The organism is Microbacterium sp. STF-2 (assembly GCF_034650155.1).
In the GTDB taxonomy this organism is placed as follows: domain Bacteria; phylum Actinomycetota; class Actinomycetes; order Actinomycetales; family Microbacteriaceae; genus Microbacterium; species Microbacterium maritypicum_A.
The window spans coordinates 2,162,594-2,181,803 of record NZ_JARKMW010000001.1 but is presented as its reverse complement, the minus strand read 5'-3'; the positions used below and the strand labels follow the sequence as shown (position 1 = coordinate 2,181,803).

The 19,210-nt window shown below is 67.4% G+C and carries 20 protein-coding genes and 1 tRNA gene; 8 read left to right on the top strand and 13 right to left on the bottom strand.

All coding sequences use genetic code 11. The annotated features are described in order from the left end of the window. Window positions 1-126: 126 nt before the first annotated feature. Entirely contained in the window at window positions 127-366 is a 240-nt protein-coding gene (locus MicroSTF_RS10525; protein ID WP_322955426.1) for a DUF2283 domain-containing protein, read from the top strand. Window positions 367-1,168: 802 nt separating this feature from the next. Here MicroSTF_RS10525 and MicroSTF_RS10520 read toward each other — a convergent pair. Both MicroSTF_RS10520 and MicroSTF_RS10515 read right to left on the bottom strand, forming a co-directional pair. Continuing rightward, the gene (locus tag MicroSTF_RS10520) at window positions 1,169-2,332 is read right to left on the bottom strand and encodes an RHS repeat-associated core domain-containing protein (protein WP_322955424.1); all 1,164 of its coding nucleotides are present in this window, start codon (window positions 2,330-2,332) and stop codon (window positions 1,169-1,171) included. Between the two features lie 207 nt (window positions 2,333-2,539). After that, a complete protein-coding gene (locus MicroSTF_RS10515; protein ID WP_322955422.1) occupies window positions 2,540-2,854 on the bottom strand; it encodes a hypothetical protein in 315 nt (104 codons plus the stop codon). 66 nt (window positions 2,855-2,920) lie between these two features. On the opposite strand from MicroSTF_RS10515, the gene MicroSTF_RS10510 reads away from it, so the two are divergent. After that, window positions 2,921-3,181, top strand: coding sequence for a hypothetical protein (locus MicroSTF_RS10510; protein WP_322955421.1), 261 nt, complete (start codon window positions 2,921-2,923; stop codon window positions 3,179-3,181). 85 nt (window positions 3,182-3,266) lie between these two features. On the opposite strand, the gene MicroSTF_RS10505 is transcribed toward MicroSTF_RS10510, so the two are convergent. From MicroSTF_RS10505 to MicroSTF_RS10485, 5 genes are all read right to left on the bottom strand, one after another. Then, window positions 3,267-3,340: transfer RNA gene (locus MicroSTF_RS10505), tRNA-Gly, on the bottom strand. Between the two features lie 64 nt (window positions 3,341-3,404). Continuing rightward, window positions 3,405-4,259, bottom strand: coding sequence for a fumarylacetoacetate hydrolase family protein (locus MicroSTF_RS10500; protein WP_322955420.1), 855 nt, complete (start codon window positions 4,257-4,259; stop codon window positions 3,405-3,407). Between the two features lie 17 nt (window positions 4,260-4,276). Next, window positions 4,277-5,455, bottom strand: a complete 1,179-nt coding sequence (rhmD, locus tag MicroSTF_RS10495) for an L-rhamnonate dehydratase (RefSeq protein WP_322955418.1) — start codon at window positions 5,453-5,455, stop codon at window positions 4,277-4,279. Then, on the bottom strand, window positions 5,452-6,489 hold the full coding sequence (locus MicroSTF_RS10490; RefSeq protein WP_322955416.1) for a zinc-dependent alcohol dehydrogenase: 1,038 nt from the start codon (window positions 6,487-6,489) through the stop codon (window positions 5,452-5,454). The genes rhmD and MicroSTF_RS10490 overlap by 4 nt, the downstream gene beginning before the upstream one ends. A gap of 29 nt (window positions 6,490-6,518) precedes the next feature. Further along, complete coding sequence (locus MicroSTF_RS10485) at window positions 6,519-7,862, bottom strand: MFS transporter (protein ID WP_322955414.1); 1,344 nt, start codon at window positions 7,860-7,862, stop codon at window positions 6,519-6,521. 124 nt (window positions 7,863-7,986) lie between these two features. On the opposite strand from MicroSTF_RS10485, the gene MicroSTF_RS10480 reads away from it, so the two are divergent. The 3 genes from MicroSTF_RS10480 to MicroSTF_RS10470 are packed head-to-tail and all read left to right on the top strand — an operon-like array spanning window position 7,987 to window position 9,916. Then, window positions 7,987-8,781, top strand: a complete 795-nt coding sequence (locus MicroSTF_RS10480; protein ID WP_322955412.1) for an IclR family transcriptional regulator — start codon at window positions 7,987-7,989, stop codon at window positions 8,779-8,781. Window positions 8,782-8,790: 9 nt separating this feature from the next. Beyond that, window positions 8,791-9,396: a dCTP deaminase gene (gene dcd / locus MicroSTF_RS10475; protein ID WP_322955410.1), complete on the top strand. Its 606-nt coding sequence runs from the start codon at window positions 8,791-8,793 to the stop codon at window positions 9,394-9,396. A gap of 1 nt (window position 9,397) precedes the next feature. After that, window positions 9,398-9,916 (top strand): hypothetical protein, encoded by a 519-nt coding sequence (locus MicroSTF_RS10470; protein WP_322955407.1) that lies wholly within the window; start codon window positions 9,398-9,400, stop codon window positions 9,914-9,916. 46 nt (window positions 9,917-9,962) lie between these two features. Here MicroSTF_RS10470 and MicroSTF_RS10465 read toward each other — a convergent pair whose 3' ends face one another. Both MicroSTF_RS10465 and MicroSTF_RS10460 read right to left on the bottom strand, forming a co-directional pair. Continuing rightward, window positions 9,963-10,994, bottom strand: a complete 1,032-nt coding sequence (locus MicroSTF_RS10465) for an FUSC family protein (RefSeq protein WP_322955405.1) — start codon at window positions 10,992-10,994, stop codon at window positions 9,963-9,965. Then, the gene (locus MicroSTF_RS10460) at window positions 10,933-11,889 is read right to left on the bottom strand and encodes an alpha/beta hydrolase (RefSeq protein WP_322955403.1); all 957 of its coding nucleotides are present in this window, start codon (window positions 11,887-11,889) and stop codon (window positions 10,933-10,935) included. Before MicroSTF_RS10460 ends, MicroSTF_RS10465 begins: the two co-directional genes overlap by 62 nt. 73 nt (window positions 11,890-11,962) lie before the next feature. Between MicroSTF_RS10460 and MicroSTF_RS10455 the strand changes: the two genes are divergently transcribed. Continuing rightward, on the top strand, window positions 11,963-12,607 hold the full coding sequence (locus tag MicroSTF_RS10455; RefSeq protein ID WP_322955401.1) for a TetR/AcrR family transcriptional regulator: 645 nt from the start codon (window positions 11,963-11,965) through the stop codon (window positions 12,605-12,607). Between the two features lie 61 nt (window positions 12,608-12,668). Here the strand turns inward: MicroSTF_RS10455 and MicroSTF_RS10450 are convergent, their stop codons facing one another. Further along, window positions 12,669-13,403 carry a helix-turn-helix domain-containing protein gene (locus MicroSTF_RS10450; protein WP_315073918.1) on the bottom strand — a complete coding sequence of 245 codons (735 nt, stop codon included), beginning with the start codon at window positions 13,401-13,403 and terminating at the stop codon, window positions 12,669-12,671. A gap of 119 nt (window positions 13,404-13,522) precedes the next feature. On the opposite strand from MicroSTF_RS10450, the gene MicroSTF_RS10445 reads away from it, so the two are divergent. Further along, on the top strand, window positions 13,523-14,149 hold the full coding sequence (locus MicroSTF_RS10445; protein ID WP_322955399.1) for a MarR family winged helix-turn-helix transcriptional regulator: 627 nt from the start codon (window positions 13,523-13,525) through the stop codon (window positions 14,147-14,149). Between the two features lie 32 nt (window positions 14,150-14,181). On the opposite strand, the gene MicroSTF_RS10440 is transcribed toward MicroSTF_RS10445, so the two are convergent. The 3 genes from MicroSTF_RS10440 to MicroSTF_RS10430 form a co-directional block, all read right to left on the bottom strand. Further along, complete coding sequence (locus tag MicroSTF_RS10440; protein WP_322955397.1) at window positions 14,182-15,099, bottom strand: cation diffusion facilitator family transporter; 918 nt, start codon at window positions 15,097-15,099, stop codon at window positions 14,182-14,184. Window positions 15,100-15,134: 35 nt separating this feature from the next. Next, a complete protein-coding gene (locus MicroSTF_RS10435; protein WP_136024655.1) occupies window positions 15,135-16,541 on the bottom strand; it encodes an MFS transporter in 1,407 nt (468 codons plus the stop codon). A 154-nt stretch (window positions 16,542-16,695) separates the two neighbouring features. Then, window positions 16,696-17,604, bottom strand: coding sequence for an Lrp/AsnC family transcriptional regulator (locus tag MicroSTF_RS10430; RefSeq protein WP_231479798.1), 909 nt, complete (start codon window positions 17,602-17,604; stop codon window positions 16,696-16,698). Between the two features lie 210 nt (window positions 17,605-17,814). Between MicroSTF_RS10430 and MicroSTF_RS10425 the strand changes: the two genes are divergently transcribed. After that, window positions 17,815-19,152: an MFS transporter gene (locus MicroSTF_RS10425; RefSeq protein WP_113681436.1), complete on the top strand. Its 1,338-nt coding sequence runs from the start codon at window positions 17,815-17,817 to the stop codon at window positions 19,150-19,152. Window positions 19,153-19,210: the final 58 nt, after the last annotated feature.

The following is a 19,210-nucleotide window of genomic DNA, read 5'->3' as shown; positions in this document are numbered from 1 at the left end:
CGAATATCGCCCATCGACCGTTGTTCGGAACCGATGGTGATTCGGATGGGATCATCTGCAGGCTCGCGTCGGAGGACAGCGCGGTGGTGGAAGACGGCATGTCGTCGGAACGGCAGGAGGCGGTTGATGAGCGTCAGGTACGACCCGGAGGCGGACGCCGCCTACATCTCGATCGGTCGCGAACTCCTCCCAGGCGAAGCCGCCGCCCAGGTCGCCGGCATCCGTGACCCTCGCGGAGAGGGCGAGATCATCCTCGATTTCGACGCGAAGGGTCATCTCTTCGGTATCGAAGTCCTTCGCGCATCGAGAATCCTCCGGGTTCAAGACCTCGATCGTTCCACCCGCACCGAGACGACGGAGCCGTAGCCGGCTGGGAACGAGAAAACCCCCGGGGAGCCCGGGGGTTACATGGATGTCACTTCTAAAGCTATTTCGGACTACTGGGGCTCTTTCGACGTGTTCTCCGGACTGATGTTTCCGCCGAACTCGAGGAGTTGGTGAGGTGCGCATTCCATAGCCACTTCGGACAAACTCAAGAGAAAATACCAGATCAGATTGGAGATCTGGATCTCGTCCCTGCTCGAGAACGGAGCCGCGCGTCCTGCTTAGCTGCCTGGGACTGCGTGCACAGTCGCCCGGGCTATCGGTGGAATGGGTAACGATGGCTGCCATATGGCGGCTGTGCGCGGTACGGGCGCACGGTCAGCGGCTGAATGGGCGACTGTCCGCCCGGCGGCCTAGAAGAGTCCGTTGAATGCAGCGACGGCGGCGGCTATGAGGATGACCGCCCCGACGAGAATCACCCACCCGACCCAGGCTCTCTTCGGCGGGCGTCCAGTGGCTGGCGGCTCGCCAAGGCTGTTCCGGAGCTGGTCAGCCTCTTCTTCAAGCTCCTCGGATCGCCGTTCTATAGCGGGAGTCCATGAGTTCGGTAGACGCCGCAGCCGTCGCCGAGAGATGTCCTCGAGTTCAGCAGTCACTTCGTTCAACCGGGCGCGAGGATCCTGCGCCTCGTCCCCGGCGGGTCGTTGTCGCTGATTCTCCGGACGGTCCGTCATTCGCTCACCCTATCCCGGGCTTCGGGCCTGCACCGCGGTCGAATCGGCCAATGCGGTGCGGTGCAGGTCCGAAGCCACAGTCTCGTAGCTGCCCTCTCTTTGTCGTCTGCTCACTGGTCGCAGACGAAGTAGGCACCCTCCTTGGGCTCGTCGTTGAAGTTGTTGATGCCTTCGACCACGTGGTACACCTTCATCCACGGAAGCGGGTTCGCGATTGCCTCGATCCACGGGCCGATGAGGGCTCCGGCTTGGCGCCAGCAGTCTGCAGAGACGTCCAGGCCAGTGCTGTCGGACAGGTTCACCGGGTCGCACGCGGCATAGCTGTACGGGCTTCGTTCCTGGCCACTGGGATCCATCTGGGTGAACCGGCCCTGGCCCGGGTCATAGAACCGCGCCCCGAGCTTGTAGACCCCGGTGCTGTCTTGGTGCTCACCGATGTAGCGGAGGTTGTTCGCTGCGACTGCAGCGTTTGTCGAGGTGAATCGGGCCTCGCCGTACGGCGAGTAGCTGTAGCCACCGCTGTACCCTCCTGCGGCTGTTGCGAGGCCGACGACGGATCCGAGGTGGTCCTGGAAGTAGTAGCTCGGCGATGCCCCTCGCTGTCCGACGACCGTGCCGTCCGGGGTGCGCGTGTAGTTCACGGTTGCTCCGGAGGTCACCCTCTGCATCAAGCCAATGGCTGAGTTGTTGAAGGTCACCGCCCCCGACGAGAGCCGGTCAGTGTTTCCGGTACCAAAGAAGGTGTTCGTCGGGGTGGGGCGGTCGGATGCGTCCCGGGTCGTCACCGTGGTCGCACCGCCTGGCGTCGTTCTCTTGGTCTCGAGTGAGTTGTTGTTGTACTCGAAGAGGACACAGCCGGAGTTGGCCGCCAGCACGCCGCTCGCCGGGCACGTCCCGCCGGGTTCTTGCAGTCTGGTGAGCTGGTTCGCAGCGTCGTAGCTGTACGTCACCGTTCCACCCGAGTCGGCGTACGTGAGCATGTTCCCGACCTCGTCGTATGTCATCGTCTGCGTGACCCCGGCTCGTGGTCCCGTCTGCTTGAGGATCAGGCCCTGATGGTTGTAGTCGAAGTTGATTGCTCCACCGCCCGAGTCCACTCGGGTGTCTTCGAGTCCGTTCGCCAGGTAGGTGCTGGTGACGGTCTGTCCGTCCTGGTAGGTGGTGAGGACGATGCGGCCCCTGGCGTCATAGTCGTATCTGGTGGTGTTCCCGTTGCCGTCCTTCACGGACGTGACGCGTCCGAGTGAGTCGTGGGTGTAGGTGGTCGCGCCCACTCGTCTGCGGACATATACGAGTTCGCCAGGGGGAGGTCTCGCATCCAGAGCACGTCGACCTCGACGGTGCCGACCTGATAGACGCACGCGACAGTCTGGTCGGTTGCAGGCAGCAAGAACTATCTCCTCGCACACAGAAAAGCCGTGGTTGGGACCTGGAGGTTATGGCAGCCACAACAGCCTCCTGGTGGCGCCGGCGGACGTCCTTTAGGCGTCATCGAGAACCACGGCGTTGCCCCAGACCCAGCAGCGGAAGATGGTGTCGCCGGCGCGGAACTCGATTCCTGCGGCTGACGGCGTGGAGCGGGCGAGCTTGGCGTCGACGCGGATGGCCTCTGGCCCGAACCGCACCCACGCCCGGACCACTCGGTAGGGCTGCGGGTAGATGGTGACCGGCTGTTCCCGGAGGGCGAGCTCGCGGTCGGTGAGTGACTGGAGCGGGCCGGATCGCGCAGCCGTGAGGATCGCCTGATGTTGGGAGCGCATGTCGTAGTGCTCGGCCAGACGCTTGCTCGAACCCATGCCGGCTCCCTTCTCCGGCCTGGACCCAGGGCAGCAACATTCGAATCTATGTTCTATTCTGTGATCATGCGACCGGCGACCGACCATTTCCCCACGACCCTATGGATGGTCGACGACATTCCCTCGCGCATGGTGTTCGCGGGGCGCCGGTGGAGAGTGTCCGACACGCCCACGCGGCTGCGTCACTCGATCTGGACGGCGTCACCGGAACAGAACCACGGACTCTACGGGTGGCGTTTCCAAGGCACGGACGACGATGGTCTGTCGCTGGTGTTCGACGTGTTCAAAGGTGAAGACGGCTGGCACGTGCACCGCAGCTACGACTAGAAGTCACCAACCTGGTCGCGGGAGTTGAAAACTTCAGTCTGAAGTAGCTCAAGAATGTCCGGAATAGCTTTGGAAGTCACACAAGTGGAGGGGCTGACGGGAATCGAACCCGCGCTGTCTGCTTGGGAAGCAGAAGTTCTACCATTGAACTACAGCCCCGTACCCGCCCGAGAGCAGGTGAGGGCAAGCCTACCTGTGTCTCGGGCGTTGGCCAAAGCCCGGCTCAGAGTCGCGTGTCGACCAGGCGCTGCCGCTGCCGCCCGAGCGCTTCGATGCCGATCTCGACGACGTCCCCAGAGCGGAGGTACGGGTAGCGGCCCGACAGCGCGACGCCCTGTGGGGTGCCCGTATTGATCAAGTCGCCCGGTTCGAGCACGAGGTACTGCGACAAGTGGTGCACGATCTGCGCCACGGTGAAGATCATGTCTGCGGTGTTCGAGTCCTGACGGGGTTCGCCGTTCACGGTCGACCAGAGTCGCAGTGCCTGCGGGTCGACCTCGTCTGCGGGCACGAGAGCCGGGCCGAGCGGATTGAAGGTCTCCGCGTTCTTTCCCTTCGACCACTGCCCGCCGGACTGCTCGACCTGGAACGCGCGTTCGGAGACATCGTGCGAGACGACGTATCCGGCCACGTGTGCGAGTGCCTGTTCCGGGCTCTCGAGATATCGAGCTCGAGTGCCGATCACCACACCGAGTTCCACCTCCCAGTCCACCTTCTCCGCGCCGGGCGGAATCATCACGTCGTCGAATGCTCCGATGATCGTGTTGGGGTGCTTGTGGAAGAGGATCGGCACGACAGGCGGAGTATCGCCCGACTCGGCCGCATGAGCGGCATAGTTCTGCCCGATGCACAGCACCGCCATCGGACGGGCGATCGGCGGGCCGACCCGCAGCGCCGCAGCACCGTCGAGTTCGGTGAGAGCGCCGGCAGCGAGGGCTTCACGGGTACGGGCTATCCCGTCGCGAGCGAGGAAGGCGCCATCGATGTCTTCAGTAAGGACGGTGAGATCGTGGACGCGGCCGTCCTGGCGCACGGCGGGTCGTTCGGCGCCGGCCGCCCCGAGTCGGAGGAATTCCATGTGTCGTGTCTCCATGTTCAGTGCGTGTAGGGGCGGTGCTTGTCGATCGTGTGGGAGAGCTCGACACCGAAGCCGGGAGTCTCCGGAACCTTGAGTCGGCCGTTCACCGGAACGGGCTCGCCGACGAGCATCGGAGAGAACATCGGGACGATCTCCTCGGCGGTCGGATGCATCATGAGGAACTCGGCGAATGGGCTGTTCGTCCGCGTCACGACGAAGTGGTACGAGTACACGGATGAGCCGTGCGGAACGACCATGGTGCCGTGGGCGTCGGCGAGGGCGGAGATCTTCAGTAGCTCGGTGATGCCGCCGCACCATCCCACGTCGGGCTGGATCAGATCGACGCCGGTCTCGAGCAGCTGTCGGAACCCCCAGCGAGTGGCCTCGTGCTCGCCGGTCGTGATCAACATCGACGCCGGTGCCCGCTTGCGCAGTTCTGCGTATCCCCAATAGTCGTCGGGGATGAGCGCCTCCTCGATCCATTTGAGGCCGTAGTCGGCAGCGGCATGGGCGAGGCGCGTCGCGTAGTCGACGTCGAGCGACATCCAGCAGTCGTACATCAGCCAGAAGTCATCGCCGACCCTCTCCCGCATCTCGGCCAGCAGAGCGATGTTCTTCCGCATCCCTTCCTCGCCCTCGGCAGGGCCGTGGTGGAGCGGCATCTTCCCACCGATGAACCCGAGCTCCTTCGCACGATCGGGGCGCGCGCCCGTGGCGTAGAACTGGAGCTCGTCGCGCACCGGGCCACCCAGCAACTCGAACACCGGAACCTGCCGTACCCGGCCCAGCAGGTCGTAGAGGGCGAGATCGACGCCGCTGATCGCGTTCAGGACCACGCCTCGACGCCCGTAATACAGGGTCGACTTGTACATCTGATCCCAGATGCGTTCGATGTCGGTGATCTTCCGACCCTCGAGGAATCGAGCGAGGTGTTTCTCCACGATGAATGCGCCGATCTCGCCCGCGGTCGTCACAGAGAACCCGACCGTGCCGTCGCTGGCCTCGATCTCTACCACCAGGGTGCCCAGCACGTTGAGCCCGAGACTCTGGCGCGACTGCCGATACTCCGGGTAGACGCTCATGGGAGTCGCGATGTGATCGTCGATCCAGTGGTCGGCTTCTTGGTCGTGGTAGTCCGCCCCACCGCCGCGGACGGTGTAGGCGCGGACCTCGCGGATGGTGGGAGTGCCGGTCATCGTGTCGTTTCCTCTCGGTCGAACCGGACAAGGACCTTGCCCGGGGTGCCGTCGCCCGCTGCGAGGGCGGTGAAGGCGTCGTCGGCGGCGGAGACGTCGATCTCGCGGCTGATCAGCGCTCGATAGACCTCCGGTTCGGCGCCGATGATCTCGGTGGCGTCGGTGAAGTCATCTGATCCATACGTGAAGCTGCCGATGAGCGATCTCTCCTCGGTGCTGACGAGAAAGGCGTCGATGCTCACCTGCGGGGCGCCCATCCCGACCAGGCAGATCGGCGCTCCGAGGGTCGTGCTGGTCAACGCGTCACGCAGCGTAGGAGTGATTCCCACCGCGTCCAGAGCAGCATCGACGAGGCCTCCACGCGCCCGAAGCTGGTCGGCGATCGGACCATCAGCGGGATCTATGGTCTCGGCTCCGAGGCGCTGGACGAGCTCGCGGCGAGCGGCGTCCATCTCGCTCACGAACACCGTCCCCGCGCCCGCATCACGCAGCGCGATCACGATGGACTGCCCGATCGGGCCACCGCCGATAACGAGCACCCGGCCGAGGCTCCCGGCAGGGAGGCGGCGCACGGCGTGCACCGCCACGGCGAGCGGCTCGATCAGCGCGCCCAGTTCGATCGGCAGACCATCGGGCAGTGCGACCACGTTGCGTCCGGGCACGACGACGTAGTCCGCGAACGCAGCGGGGACGTCCCGCGCCACCCCGATGACGTGCTTGCCGGGATGGTGCTGCTCGCGCCCGGCGAAGGCGGCCGCATCCGCGGCCGGAACGACGACCGGATTGAAGGTCACCGGTGTGCCCTCGGCGAGACCGTCCACCTCCGCCCCGGTGGCGGCGATCGTCCCGCTGGACTCGTGCCCCATCACCTGGCCGGGAAAGCGTCGGCCATTCTCTCCGGTGTACCCGTGGACGTCGGATCCGCAGATCCCGGTCGCCGCCACGCGGATGAGCACTTCGTCGGGGCCCGGGGTCGGGATCGGGGCTTCGTGGACCTCGAGGCGTCCGATCTCGGTGAGGATGAGCTCGCGCATGAGGGTGTCTCCTTTTCTGCCGGACGCGGTCAGCGTGGGCGGGCTGTGGTGGTTGTGGCGAGTCCGATGCCGTCCGTCTCGCGAACGGCGGGGCTCACGACCCGGCTCAGGGCGATGAGGGCGGCGCCGGACAACGCGATGATGGCCAAGATGATGAGTCCTGCGTTGTCGCCGAAGGTGGCGTCGGCCCAGTTCTTGAGAATCGGCGCGAGGAAGCCGCCGAGACTGCCGAGCGAGTTGATGAGCGCGATGCCGCTCGCCGCGGCAGCTCCGAGGAGGAACGAGGTCGGCAGCGTCCAGAACACCGGCTGCACCGAGATGAACCCCGCGGCGCCGACGCTCAGAGCCGCCAGCGCGATGAGCGGATCCTGGATCACGGCGGACAGGACGATCCCGACCCCCGCGGCGGCGAGTGCGCACGTCGCGATGAGGCGACGCTGGCCGGTGCTGTCCGCGAGCCGGGAGAGCACGAAGGTGACGATGAGCGCGAACGTCCATGGCACGGCTGTCAGCAGGCCCACCTCGAGGCCGACGGGTTTGCCGACGATCGTGGCGATCTGAGTGGGCAGGTAGAAGGTCACGCCGTAGACGCTCATCTGGATCGTCAGGTAGATCGCGGCGAAGTAGAGCACGATCGGGTTCCCGAGCGCGCGCAGAGCGCCCCGTGGCGAGTGGTTCTCCTTGGCGGAATCCTCTGCCTCGAGGGCGGCCAGCAGGCTCGAGCGCTCGCTTTCACGCAGCCACTTCGCGTCCTTCGGGCCGTTGTCGAGGTAGAAGAAGGCGACGACGCCGACGAGCACGGTGAGGATGCCGGTCACCAGGAACATCAGCTGCCAGCCGTGGATGCCGACCTTGTCGTCCAGGTCGAGCAGCATGCCGGACAGTGGTCCACCGAAGATGAACGCGAGAGGTGCGCCGAAGTAGAAGAGTCCATTGACGCGCGCGCGGAACTGCAGCGGTACCCAATACGTGAGGAACAGGATGACACCGGGGAAGAACCCGGCCTCGGTGATGCCGAGGAGAACCCGCAGCCCGTAGAAGATCCACTCGTTCGTGGCGAACACCATCAATGAGGACACGATGCCCCAGGAGATCATGATGCGAGCGAGCCAGATCTTGGCTCCGACCTTGCGCATGATGAGGTTCGACGGCACCTCGAAGAGGGCATAGCCGAGGAAGAAGATGCCGGCGCCGAGGGCGTAGGCGGCATCCGAGATCCCGGTATCGGCTTGCCAGGCCGCCTTGGCGAATCCGAGGTTGGCTCGGTCGAGGAAGGCGAGGATGTACATCAGGAGCAGGATCGGGATCAGCCGGAGCGTGACCTTGCGGACGATGGCGGCCAGTTCGGGCCGCACGGAGGACGGGGTGGACATCAGGGCATCTCCATTGACGAGGGAATCCAATGCGTTCACGTATATGAACGAGATGTCTCAGACCTGAACGCGCGATAGTGTGGCACACGTTCGCGTCGGACACAACGCAGCCATCGAGGGAGATATGACGGACACCGCGCAGGCCCCCCTTGCCGTGAAATCCGCCGGTCGGGCTCTGGAGATCATCGAGCACCTTGCGACGACCGAGGGTCAGACCTTCCCTGCGCTCCTCGCTGAACTGGGATTGCCGCGGTCGAGCGCGCATGGGCTGCTCCGCACGCTGGTCGCCGCGGGGTGGGTCGAATACGACGTGTCGAGCAAGCGGTACTCGCTGGGGCTCAAGGCCTGGCAGATCGGGCAGCGATACGACGGGCACAGTCTGCTTCTCGAATCGGGGCCAGCGCTCATGCGTGCGCTCACCGACGAGACGCGAGAAACCGTGCAGATGGCGCGGCTGGACGGCGTGGAGAACGTCTATATCGCGATCAGTCCTTCGCCGAACCCCATGCGCCTGGCGTCGAGTGTGGGCATGCGCCTCCATGCGCACGCAACCGGCATCGGGAAGGCTCTGCTGAGCACGCTCGGCGACGACGACGTGATCCACCGCCTGCATCAGGTCGCGATCCCGCGGCTCACGGCCCGGACTATCACCGACCCCGACGACATCCTCGCCGTCATCGAGAAAGGGCGTGATGTGGGCTACTTCGTGGATGATGAGGAGTTCATCGAGGGCTGCAGATGCGTGGCGATGCCGCTGACGTGGCCCGAGGAGACGGGCGTCGCCGCTGCGGTGAGCATCACGATGCCGACCAGTCGCACTGACGAACGATGGCCGCACTCGATGGTGGAACCTCTTCGACGTACCGTGCTGCGCATTCGAACCGGGATGCGCCTCCACGGTCTCGCTCCCGGCAACTAGGCTGAACCCGTGCTTCTCAGCGACCGCGACATCAAGGCAGAACTCGCATCCGGCCGCATCGGCCTCGACCCGCGTGAAGACGGGATGATCCAGCCGTCGAGCATCGACGTGCGTCTGGACCGGTACTTCCGCCTGTTCGACAACCACAAGTATCCGTTCATCGATCCGTCGGTCGACCAGCCGGAGCTCACGCGCCTGATCGAGGTCGACCCCGACGAGCCGTTCATCCTGCACCCCGGCGAGTTCGCGCTCGGGGCGACGTTCGAGCAGGTCACGCTGCCCGCCGACATCGCGGCACGTCTCGAGGGCAAGTCGTCGCTCGGACGCCTCGGACTCATCACGCACTCGACCGCGGGTTTCATCGATCCCGGCTTCACAGGGCACGTCACGCTCGAACTCGCGAACGTCGCGACTCTGCCGATCAAGCTGTGGCCGGGCATGAAGATCGGTCAGCTGTGCTTCTTCCGGCTCACCTCTCCCGCCGAGAACCCCTACGGATCCGGCCCCTACGGCAACCGCTACCAGGGTCAGCGCGGACCGACGGCCTCCCGGTCGTTCCAGAACTTCCATCGGACGGATGTCGGCACCACCGACGTCGGAGCAGTCGGAGGCTGAGATGAGCGATGTCAGCGGCGCGCGGCCCGAAGAGCCGGTCGTCCCGGAGGAACCGTTCTCCCCTGACGGTGTCGAGGTTCCCGACGAGTCGCTGATCCCGCCCGCCGACGTCGTCATCCCGCCGCCCCCACCCGAGATCCCGATCCCGGAGGGTCTGCTGACCCCGCCACCCGCGGACATCCCCTCCGACGTATCCGCGTCCGACGCGGTGATCCCGCCGCCTCCGCCCGCGACGCGTCGTGGTTCCGACCGTCCGCGTCCGACTCCCGCCATCCTCGAGGGGGAGCCGCCCGCCGCGGTCGCCGACGACTGGGCGCTGCCCTCCGTCGCCCCCGAGGTTCCGACATCGGGCGGCTACCGCGTGCTCACCGTCGTGATCTTCGCCTTCCTGTTCCTGCTCTTCGTCGCCGCGATCATCGTGGGCGTATACCTGCTGAACACCACGACCTTCCCATTCGCGGGCGCAGACGTCGCCGGTGTCGATCTCGCGGCATCGATCTCGTTCGCGTCGATCACGTAGGCGTCGCCTGCGGGTCTGGACTGCTGAGTCTCAGGATTGCTGAGGCTCAGGCCCGCCTCGGCAGCTGGCGGCGCCGGAGGGCCGCCGACGCCACGGCGACCAGAGTGCCCACAGCCACTCCGATCACGGTCTCGATCGCGCGGTCCTGCAGCAGCATGTCGACCGGTGTCGGCGCGGCGAGGTGCACCATGAGCAGTGCGAGCGGGGTGATGAACACCATCGCGATGCCGTAGTTGCGGCCGACGAACAGCTCGGCGGCAGCCTGCAGCACGACCACGAGGGCGATGACGGCGAGCGGCGGCAGGTCGATGGCGAGGATGCCTGCTGCGACCAGGACGCCGAGCAGGGTGCCGACGAGGCGCTGGATGCCGCGGATCACCCGGGCATTCAGCTGCGGCCCGCTGACTGCGGCGACCGCGCCGACGGCCGCCCAGTACCAGTGCGAATCCATGATCAGCAGACCGGCGAAGCCCGCACCCGCGATCGCGATGCCGACCGACACCGCCATCTCCCCGGCGATGGGACCGACAGGCTGCCGGACTTTCGGCGCCGCATCCGCGGTGCTGCGCGTGAGGATGCCGACCAGCGCGGTGATGGCCAGCCCGAACAGCACGCTCGGTCCGCCGACCACGAGCACGTCGCCGAACGAGGCGGCGGTGGCCGGGATCGTGGCGCACGCCCCGACCGCGAACACCGGGAACAGCGGCCCCGGCGGATGCCAGCGCATCGTGTAGGCGAGCAGGGTGACGGCGGAGGCGATGACCGCGACGACGAGGATGCTGACCGCGGCGGGAGCGGCGAGCACCGACAGCGCGGTGCCGATGAGCATGGAGGCGAGGATCACACCGCCCGTGCTGGCCTGCATCCGGATGCGATCACGGAACACGTCATGGCGCCCGTAGAGCGCGGCGAAGGCGCCGAAGCTCGCGTAGATGCTCAGGTCGAGGCGTCCCAGCATCCACAGCACGAGCAGCGGTACCGCCACACTGACCGCGGCGCGCAGCGCCACCCTGTGGTCACCGCGGTGCGGTTCGACGCGCAGAACGCCGGTCCACACTCTTCCCCGGGAATCCGCCACCGATCCAGCCTACGTCGCCCTCGGAATCCTTCGACGCGGTCAGGGGGTATGCGCCCGCGACCAGGGCGACGACCGCATCGAGCGTGGCATCCGCCGACAGCACCCGCGTGTGGCCGAGACCCTCGGTGCGGACGAGGCGCGAGCGGTCGCCGTGGGCGTCGTGCAGCCGGAGGGAATCGTGGTCGGGCATGCGCCGGTCGTCACGGTCGTGCACGACGAGGAGTGCGGTGCCGGCGGGGAGCGGATGACGGGCGGCGTCATAGCGCGCTGACACCTCGGACCGATCCATGCCGAGCCTCCGACGGAACCGCTCGGAGAGGCGCGCCGTCGTGGCGTCGTCGAGGCGGAGGTCGTCGGCGAACCGGGCGACGAAGGCGTCGGGACTCGCGGCTCCGGCGATCGCGACGACCGCCGGAGTGGGAACGGTCGACCGCGCGATGGTCAGTGCGGCCAAGGCGCCGAACGAGTGTCCGATGATCGCGTCGAACGGTCCGTGGTCGGTCTGCAGCTGCTCGGCGGCATCGATCCAGTCCCGGATGTCGGTGCCCCGCCCGGGCGAGGCGCCGTGGGCCGGGGCGTCGAACGCGATGACACGGAACCCTTCGGCGACGAGCTCTCGCACGAGCGGTGCGAACTGCGAGGCCCGCCCGCGCCATCCGTGCAGGAGTAGGAGGGTTCGTGCCCCGGCCCCCCATTCGTACGTGGCGACGTCGACGCCGCGCACTGTGATTCCTCCGCGGCGCGCGTCGGCGTGGGTGGGGGCATCCGCCTCGCGCACCGCCATCCGCGGAGTCGTCGTGAAGAACAGGCGGTAGGCGATGTCGCCCGCGATCCGGGGCGAGACCGCGGCGGCGGTATGGATGCTGCGGGCGAGCAGCGCGGGAACGGACGGCATGAGAGCTCCTTCGCCAGAACAATACGAACGATCATACGTATATTAGGCGAACGATCGTTCGTATACTAGGCAGATGGTGGAGAGTGCGGTCGTGGACGGGCGGAGAGCCCGCGGCGATGCGTCGCGACGTATCGTGCTGCAGAGCGCGACCGACCTCGCGTCGGTCGAGGGCCTCGACGGGCTGACGATCGGCCGCCTCGCCGAAGCCTCGGGGTCGAGCAAGAGCAGCATCGCCACGCTCTTCCAGAGCAAAGAGGGACTGCAGCTGGCGACGGTCGCCGCTGCCCGCGAGATCTTCACGGCCCGGATCGTCGAGCCGGCGCGCGCATACCCCCGCGGGGTGCACCGTCTCGCCGCGCTGCTGCGCAACTCGCTGACGTACTCGAAGGACCGTGTCTTCACCGGCGGGTGCTTCTTCGCCGCGACCGCCGCCGACGTCGACTCGAAATCCGGACCGGTGAGCGATGCCGTACGCGCGGCGCTGGTCGACTGGTACGGCTACGTCGAGGCGCAGCTGCGTCACGCGGTGGACGCGAGCGAGGTCGATGCCGACCCCGAGGTGCTCGCGTTCGAGCTGGTCGCCCTGAACGAAGAGGCCAACTCGCGCTCACTGCTGTTGGACGACGCGCGACCGTATGCGCTCGCCGCCGCGGCGATGCGTGCCCGGCTGCGCGCGGCGGGTGCCGACGAGTCGGCCATCGCTCTGCTCGAGCTCTGAGGACGCGAAACGCCCCACCCGATGGGTCGGGTGAGGCGCTTCGCGGACGTTCTTCTCGCGGTCAGGCGTCGCGACCGCGGGTGAAGCCCGCGTCGAAACCGCGCTCGAACGCGTGCTGAGCGATGCGCTCCGCACGGTGCGGACCGTGTCCGCGGTGTCCGTGGTCGCCGTGGTCGCCGTGACCCGGGTGTCCGTGTCCGCGACCGCGGTGACCGGCGCCGGGCTCGCCGTGGCGGCATCCGTGCTCGGCATCCGCATCCGCGCCGAAGCCGTGTCCGGGGCCGAATCCGCGCCCGAACGGGCGTCCGAATCCGCGCGGGAAACCGCGTCCGTGGCGCGGGCCGCCGAAGCCGTGTCGGCGTCCGCGGGGGAGAGGGGTCTCCTCGTCCCATCCGAATGCGCGGGCGATCTTCTCGAGCGACGCCAGCGTGGTGGCCATCTCCTCGGGGGAGACGGCATCGCTGACCTTCGCGCGGATCTCGTCGACGATGGCGCCGAGGCGTTCCTTCGCTGCGCGGCCGTCGTCGGTGAGCGTCCAGCCGTCTCCCTCGGGGGAGACCCAGCCGCGCTCGACGAGTCGATGCATCTTGTGGCCGCTCAGCGGACGGTCGGATGCGACCGTGCCGTCGACGATGTTGAGGAGGCGCCAGTCGCGACGACTCGCATGCTCGCTGTCGAAGGCGGTGGCGAACTCGGCCGCCATGAGGCGGTCGGCGGCCTTCAGCCAGTAGCCGAAGGGGCGGTCGGTGTTCTCGGGGCCCTGTGCGGGCCCGTTCTGTGATTCAGAGGTGTTCATGGGAAGTCCTTTTTGTCGGTGTCGATTTGATGTCAGTGTGCATGTGCATGTCACAGTGCATGTACATGTAGTGTGACATGAACTCTCAATGCATGTCAAGTCGCATGTAAAATCGAACGGTGACCACCGAATCGAACGACGCCGAATCGAACGACGCCGCACCGGATCCCGCCGAAGCCATCGCGCAGGCGTTGTCCCGCCTGCGCGGTCGGCGACCCGGCGAGCGGGGCCCCGGGGGAAGAGGAGTGGACGGCCGCGGTCGCGGTCACGGCGGCCCCCGCGGCTGGCACGGCGGCCCGCACGGTGACCGTGACGGTGGGCACGACGGCGACGATCCCCACGACCACTTCGCGCATCACCGCGGACACCCGGGGATGCCTCCGTGGATGGCCGACCCCTCCGGCCGGCTCGGCGGCCCGGCCCGCATGCGCATGCTGGAGGCGCTGGCCGCGGCATCCGCCCCGCTGAGCGTGAGTGACCTCGGCGCCGCGATCGGGGTTGACCAGCCGCGAGCCTCACGGCTGGTGCAACAGGGCGTGGAGCGAGGGTTCGTGCGCCGCGAGGCCGACCCCGACGACGCACGTCGCACGCGCATCGCACTGACCGACGAGGGCCGACGCCTCGCTCGCGGCATGCGGGGGGAGCGTCGCGAGATGCTGACGACCGCGCTCACCTCGTTCACCGACGACGAGCGCATCGAGCTCGCCCGACTGCTGAACAAGCTCGCCGACAACTGGCAGCGCTGAGCACAGGGCTCGGCCTGCGCTGCGGGGTCTGCCTAAGCCGAAGCGAACTCCGCCGACGGCTCGTCGTCGACCGACAGCGACAGCACAGCGGTCTCGACGGCTTCGTGCTCCTCGATCCGCTGTTCCAGATCACGCAGTCGCCGCGCCACATCGTGCTCACGCGCATCGCCGGCCAGGTCGACCTCGGCGACGATGAAGAGTCGGTTCGGCCCCACGTATTCGATGTGCAGGTAGGTCACCCGCTCGATCTGGGGCAGGCCGAGCAGGGCCCTCCCGACGCGCGCCCTCAGCTCGGGTGCGGCCGTCGCGCCCACGAGGAAGGCGATGTTCCGGCGGATGAGGATGATCGCCACCACGCCGAGGAGCACACCGACCAGGATCGAGCCGATGGCATCCCAGGCGGCGACGCCGGTGATCTGGTGCAGGAGGATGGCGCCTCCTGCCAGGACCAGGCCGATGAGCGCCGCCGAATCCTCGAAGAACACGGCTCGCAGCGTGGTGTCGCTCGTCTCCAACACGAAGTCCCAGGTCGACGAACCGCGCTCCTTCGCGAGTCGGCGGGACTTCACCATCGCCTGGGTGAACGACGCGCCCTCGAGCACGAAGGAGATCCCCAGCACGATGTAGGCCACCATCGGGCTCTCCACCGGACCGGTGTCGGAGAGCTCCTGGATGCCGTGCATGATCGACACGATCGACCCGGCCGTGAAGATCCCGAACGCGGCGATCAACGACCATACGAACGCGTTGCGCCCGTAGCCGAGCGGATGCCGCGCATCCTTCGCCTTCGCCCCACGGCGGTCGGCGATGAGGAGGAACACCTCGTTCCCCGCGTCCGCCCACGAGTGCGCCGCCTCGGCGACCATCGACGCCGACGAGGTGATGATCGCGGCGACGGTCTTCGCCACCGCCACGAGGATGTTGGCGAGGAAGGCGAGGAACACGGTCACGCGGTCAGGCTACTCCCGCCGCGCGACACGGGTCGTCAGCGCGGCGCCTTTACCGGCAGCAGGAGCAGGAAGCCCGCGATCAGGACGATCACGATGCCGAGGATGCCGAACGCCGTCTGGGCGGTGAGCACGATCAGGAGCGTCCAGGCGCCGGAGGCCATCCAGCTCGCGGCCCGACCGGTCGTGGCGTACAGCCCGAAGATCTCACCCTCGCGTCCGGCCGGGGTGACCCTCGCGAGGAAGGAGCGGGCGGAGGCCTGTGCGGGACCGACGAAGGCGCAGAGGATGAGTCCGCCGATCCAGAAGACGATGGTCCCGCCGTCGCGCAGGAAGAACACGCCGAGACCGGCGACCACCATCGAGCCGAGCGACAGCAGGATGATCCGCTTGGGGCCGAACCGGTCGTCGAAGCGTCCGGCGATGATCGTGGAGATGCCCGCGATGAGGTTGGCGGCGATGCCGAAGATCACGATGTCGAGGAAGGCGAAGTGGAAGACCGTCGACCCGATCACGGCGCCGAACGCGAAGACGCCGCCCAACCCATCGCGGAACACGGCGCTCGCGAGCAGGAACCAGAACGTCGGCCGCGTCTCGGGGGAGCGGTAGAGGCCGATGACGTCCTTGACCAGCAGGCCGTAAGAGGCGAAGAAGCCGACCTTGCGCTCGGGGCGGCCGAGCGAGGGCTCCGGCACGTTCAAGAAGATCGGGATGCTGAACACGATCGCCCAGACCGCGCAGCCGACCGCGATGATGCGGAACGGCAGTCCGCCGTCCGAGGGGAGGCCGAACCAGTCCATCATGTAGAAGACGATCACGATGACCAGGGCGATGATGCCGCCGAGGTAGCCGAACCCCCACCCGAGTCCCGAGATGCGCCCCACGGTCTTGGGGTTCGCGATGCCGATCAGCATGGCATTCGAGTTGACCGCCGCGATCTCGCCGAACACCGAGCCGGCCGAGATCAGCGCCACGCCGAGCCAGAAGAGCGTGGGGGTGGGCTCGACGAACCAGAGCCCGAACATGCAGAGGATGAGCGCGCCCGTGCCGATGCCGAGCCAGAGCTTCTGCCGTCCCGCCGCGTCGGCGCGCTGACCGAGCACCGGTGCGAGGAGCAGGATCGCGAAGGCCGCGATGGTGGAGCCGAGTCCCAGGCCTGAGGTGAGATCGGCGATGGCCGCCTCGTGCGCCCGGCTGTTCGGGTCGAGGGCGGCGACGTCGGCGGGGAGGAATGCGTCGGTCGTCAGGTACAGCGCTGTGAAGATGAACGTCAGGATGACGGTGTTGAAGGGCTGCGTCGCCCAATCCCACAGCGCCCAGGAGTAGACCTGCTTCTTCGGTGCCGGCGTCTCGCCGCGCAGGTCGAGGCCGACGACGGCCACGGCGCCGCTGTTCGCGGTCGCCACGGGTTCGGGCACGGCGCCGTGCCCCTCGGTTTCGCTCATTCTCGAAGTCTGGCGGCCCCCGGTGAACGCCCGGTGACGGCGCGCCGCACTGATATTCGGGGTCACGCTCGTTCCGGTCGCAGCTCCCGCCGCGCGAACGCGCCGGAGGCGGCAGCAACTGTGACCGGAACGGAGGGACGGTGGGGGATGCGACTCAGTCCGTGCGGAGAGGGCGCAAGGTGCGGGCGTAGTCCTCCTTGAGCACGGCGAGGTGCAGCCAGGCCTCGATGCGCGTGACTCCCGGCAGCGCGCGCAGACGCTCCAGACTGGCGTACAGGGCTCCGGCCGATGGCTCGACGAGCGTGGCCACGGCGTCGAAACGGCCGAGGGTGCGCGCGGCGAAATCCACACCGCGCCCGCGTCGCAGCTCGTCGATCACGGCTTCGTCGTCGTCGCCGAGCGTCATGCCGACGCCCATCGACAGCTGCCGGTGCGCGAGCCCGCGAGCCTCCACCGCGCTGATCTTGATCACCCCGGCGTCGATCATCCGCTGCACCCTCGTCGCGACGGCCGAGGGGGAAAGGCGCACCTCCTCACCCAGCGCGCGGAAGCTCTTGCGCCCATCGGCCTGCAGCTGCTCGATCAGCGCCTCGTCGATCGTGTCGAGCGTGACCCCGCCGTGGTACTCCGAGACGAAGAAGCCCTTGATCACGGTCGAGTAGATGATCGTGCTGATGTCGAGGACGCCGTCGATCGCGCGGATCAGGGCCAACAGGTCGTGCAGCTCCGACATCGAGCCGACGCGCACCTCGGTGACCACGTCGTGCGCCCCGCCCACCGCCGACACCAGCACGGTCTCGCTCATGTCGCGCAGGTGCTCGGCCACGAGTTCGACCGACCCGTCGGTGCGGATCGACACGTGGGCGAGCACGTGCTGGCCGAGGAAGACCGGGTCGACGGCGGCCACGACCCGCACGGTGCGGTCGGCGAGCATCGTGCGCAGCCGGGCGGCGACCGCGGCCCGGGACTGCCCGAGCCGTTGCGCGAGCGAGAGGATGCTGGCGCGGCCGTCTTCCTGCAGTGCGCGGATGAGTTCGGCGTCGAAATCCATGGTTCCGCTCATTTCGTCAGTTTCCCGCGATCGCACGCTTCGTCGTGCGCAAGTTCAGTGTAGGAGGCAGGCTTGCCATCGGGAAGGCGTGCATTGTGCGGATGCGCGATCATATATCCAGTGAATCCCCGTTATCGCTGGAGTTCTGCCCTTGCTGGCAGCGCTGCACGTCCGTAGCATCCTTCGCTATCCGACATCTTCCGCAAAGGAGCGGGCACCCCCATGACTACTACCCCCACCAGCGGCACCCACAGCCGGGCGCGCCGCGCCGGCATCGCCGCCTTCGTCGGTACCACCATCGAGTGGTACGACTTCTACGTCTACGCGACCGCCGCGGCGCTCGTCTTCGGTCCGCTGTTCTTCCCGAGCGGCGACCGACTGGCCGAGACCGCAGCAGCCTTCGCGACCTTCGCTGTCGCCTTCCTCGTCCGCCCGCTCGGTGGCATCATCTTCGGGCACATCGGCGACAAGCTCGGCCGGCGCACGTCGCTCGTGATCACGCTGCTGATGATGGGCGCGGCCACGGTGCTCGTGGGCTGCCTGCCCACGTACGAGAACATCGGCATCCTCGCCCCGATCCTCCTCATCCTGCTCCGTGCGGTGCAGGGCCTCGCCGTCGGCGGCGAGTGGGGCGGCGCGGTGCTCATGAGCGTCGAGCACGCCCCCGAGAAGTCCAAGACCTTCTATGGCGGCTTCACGCAGCTCGGCAACCCGGCCGGTGCCCTTCTCGCCTCGGGCATCTTCGCGATCATGACCCGCATGGGCGACGACTTCATCATCAACGGAGGCTGGCGCATCCCGTTCCTGCTGTCGATCGTGCTGGTCGGCGTCGGCTTCTGGGTGCGCTACCGCGTCGAGGAGACGCCGGTCTTCGAGGCGAAGGTCGAGGGACGCAAGCAGTCGATGCCGCTGGCCTTCGCCCTGCGCACCAACTGGCGTCCGATCCTGCTCGGCATCGGCATCCTGCCGATCTCGACCGGCGGCTACTACCTGGCCACCACCTTCGCCACGGCCTACGCCACCGGCGACACGGTCGCGATCAGTGAGCAGGTCATCCTCGACGCCATGACGATCGCGTCCTTCGTGGAGTTCGTCGTTACCCTCCCCGTCGCCTGGCTGGGCGACAAGTGGGGCCGCAAGAACGTCATGTACATCGGCCTGATCACCTCGGTGCTCACGTTCGTGCCGTTCCTGCTGATCCTGCCCGGACGCATCGAGCCGCTCATCTTCCTGTTCGCCTCGTTGGTGCGCATCGCGATGAGCGCGACCTATGCGCCGATCGCCGCACTGCTCTCGCAGATGTTCCGTCCGCAGGCCCGCTACACCTCGATCGCGCTGTCGTACGGCGTGGGCGCGGCTGTCTGGGCCGGCTTCTCGCCCTGGTTCGCGACGCAGCTCATCGCCTGGACCGGCAGCATCTGGTCGGTGATCGCGATGTTCATCGGCATGGCGCTCATCGCCGGGATCTGCACGCGGCTCGCGCCGCAGCACTCCGACGAGGCACCCGTGACGGCGTCCTTCACCGCACGCACGGACACGACGGCGAACCGCCTGCCCTGACGGCGCACCGACCCCGACGACGTCCCCTCCCGCACGCCACGACCGCGAACAGGTTCCC

Coding starts and splice junctions, on each gene's coding strand:
- MicroSTF_RS10450 (WP_315073918.1), bottom strand. CDS start 13,403: ATGAACACCTCTGAATCACAGAACGGGCCCGCACAGGGCCCCGAGAAC.
- MicroSTF_RS10500 (WP_322955420.1), bottom strand. CDS start 4,259: ATGGAATTCCTCCGACTCGGGGCGGCCGGCGCCGAACGACCCGCCGTG.
- MicroSTF_RS10515 (WP_322955422.1), bottom strand. CDS start 2,854: ATGGGTTCGAGCAAGCGTCTGGCCGAGCACTACGACATGCGCTCCCAA.
- MicroSTF_RS10425 (WP_113681436.1), top strand. CDS start 17,815: ATGACTACTACCCCCACCAGCGGCACCCACAGCCGGGCGCGCCGCGCC.
- MicroSTF_RS10455 (WP_322955401.1), top strand. CDS start 11,963: ATGGTGGAGAGTGCGGTCGTGGACGGGCGGAGAGCCCGCGGCGATGCG.
- MicroSTF_RS10470 (WP_322955407.1), top strand. CDS start 9,398: ATGAGCGATGTCAGCGGCGCGCGGCCCGAAGAGCCGGTCGTCCCGGAG.
- MicroSTF_RS10430 (WP_231479798.1), bottom strand. CDS start 17,604: ATGAGCGGAACCATGGATTTCGACGCCGAACTCATCCGCGCACTGCAG.
- MicroSTF_RS10460 (WP_322955403.1), bottom strand. CDS start 11,889: ATGCCGTCCGTTCCCGCGCTGCTCGCCCGCAGCATCCATACCGCCGCC.
- MicroSTF_RS10485 (WP_322955414.1), bottom strand. CDS start 7,862: ATGTCCACCCCGTCCTCCGTGCGGCCCGAACTGGCCGCCATCGTCCGC.
- rhmD (WP_322955418.1), bottom strand. CDS start 5,455: ATGACCGGCACTCCCACCATCCGCGAGGTCCGCGCCTACACCGTCCGC.
- MicroSTF_RS10435 (WP_136024655.1), bottom strand. CDS start 16,541: ATGAGCGAAACCGAGGGGCACGGCGCCGTGCCCGAACCCGTGGCGACC.
- MicroSTF_RS10480 (WP_322955412.1), top strand. CDS start 7,987: ATGACGGACACCGCGCAGGCCCCCCTTGCCGTGAAATCCGCCGGTCGG.
- MicroSTF_RS10490 (WP_322955416.1), bottom strand. CDS start 6,489: ATGCGCGAGCTCATCCTCACCGAGATCGGACGCCTCGAGGTCCACGAA.
- MicroSTF_RS10525 (WP_322955426.1), top strand. CDS start 127: ATGAGCGTCAGGTACGACCCGGAGGCGGACGCCGCCTACATCTCGATC.
- MicroSTF_RS10510 (WP_322955421.1), top strand. CDS start 2,921: ATGCGACCGGCGACCGACCATTTCCCCACGACCCTATGGATGGTCGAC.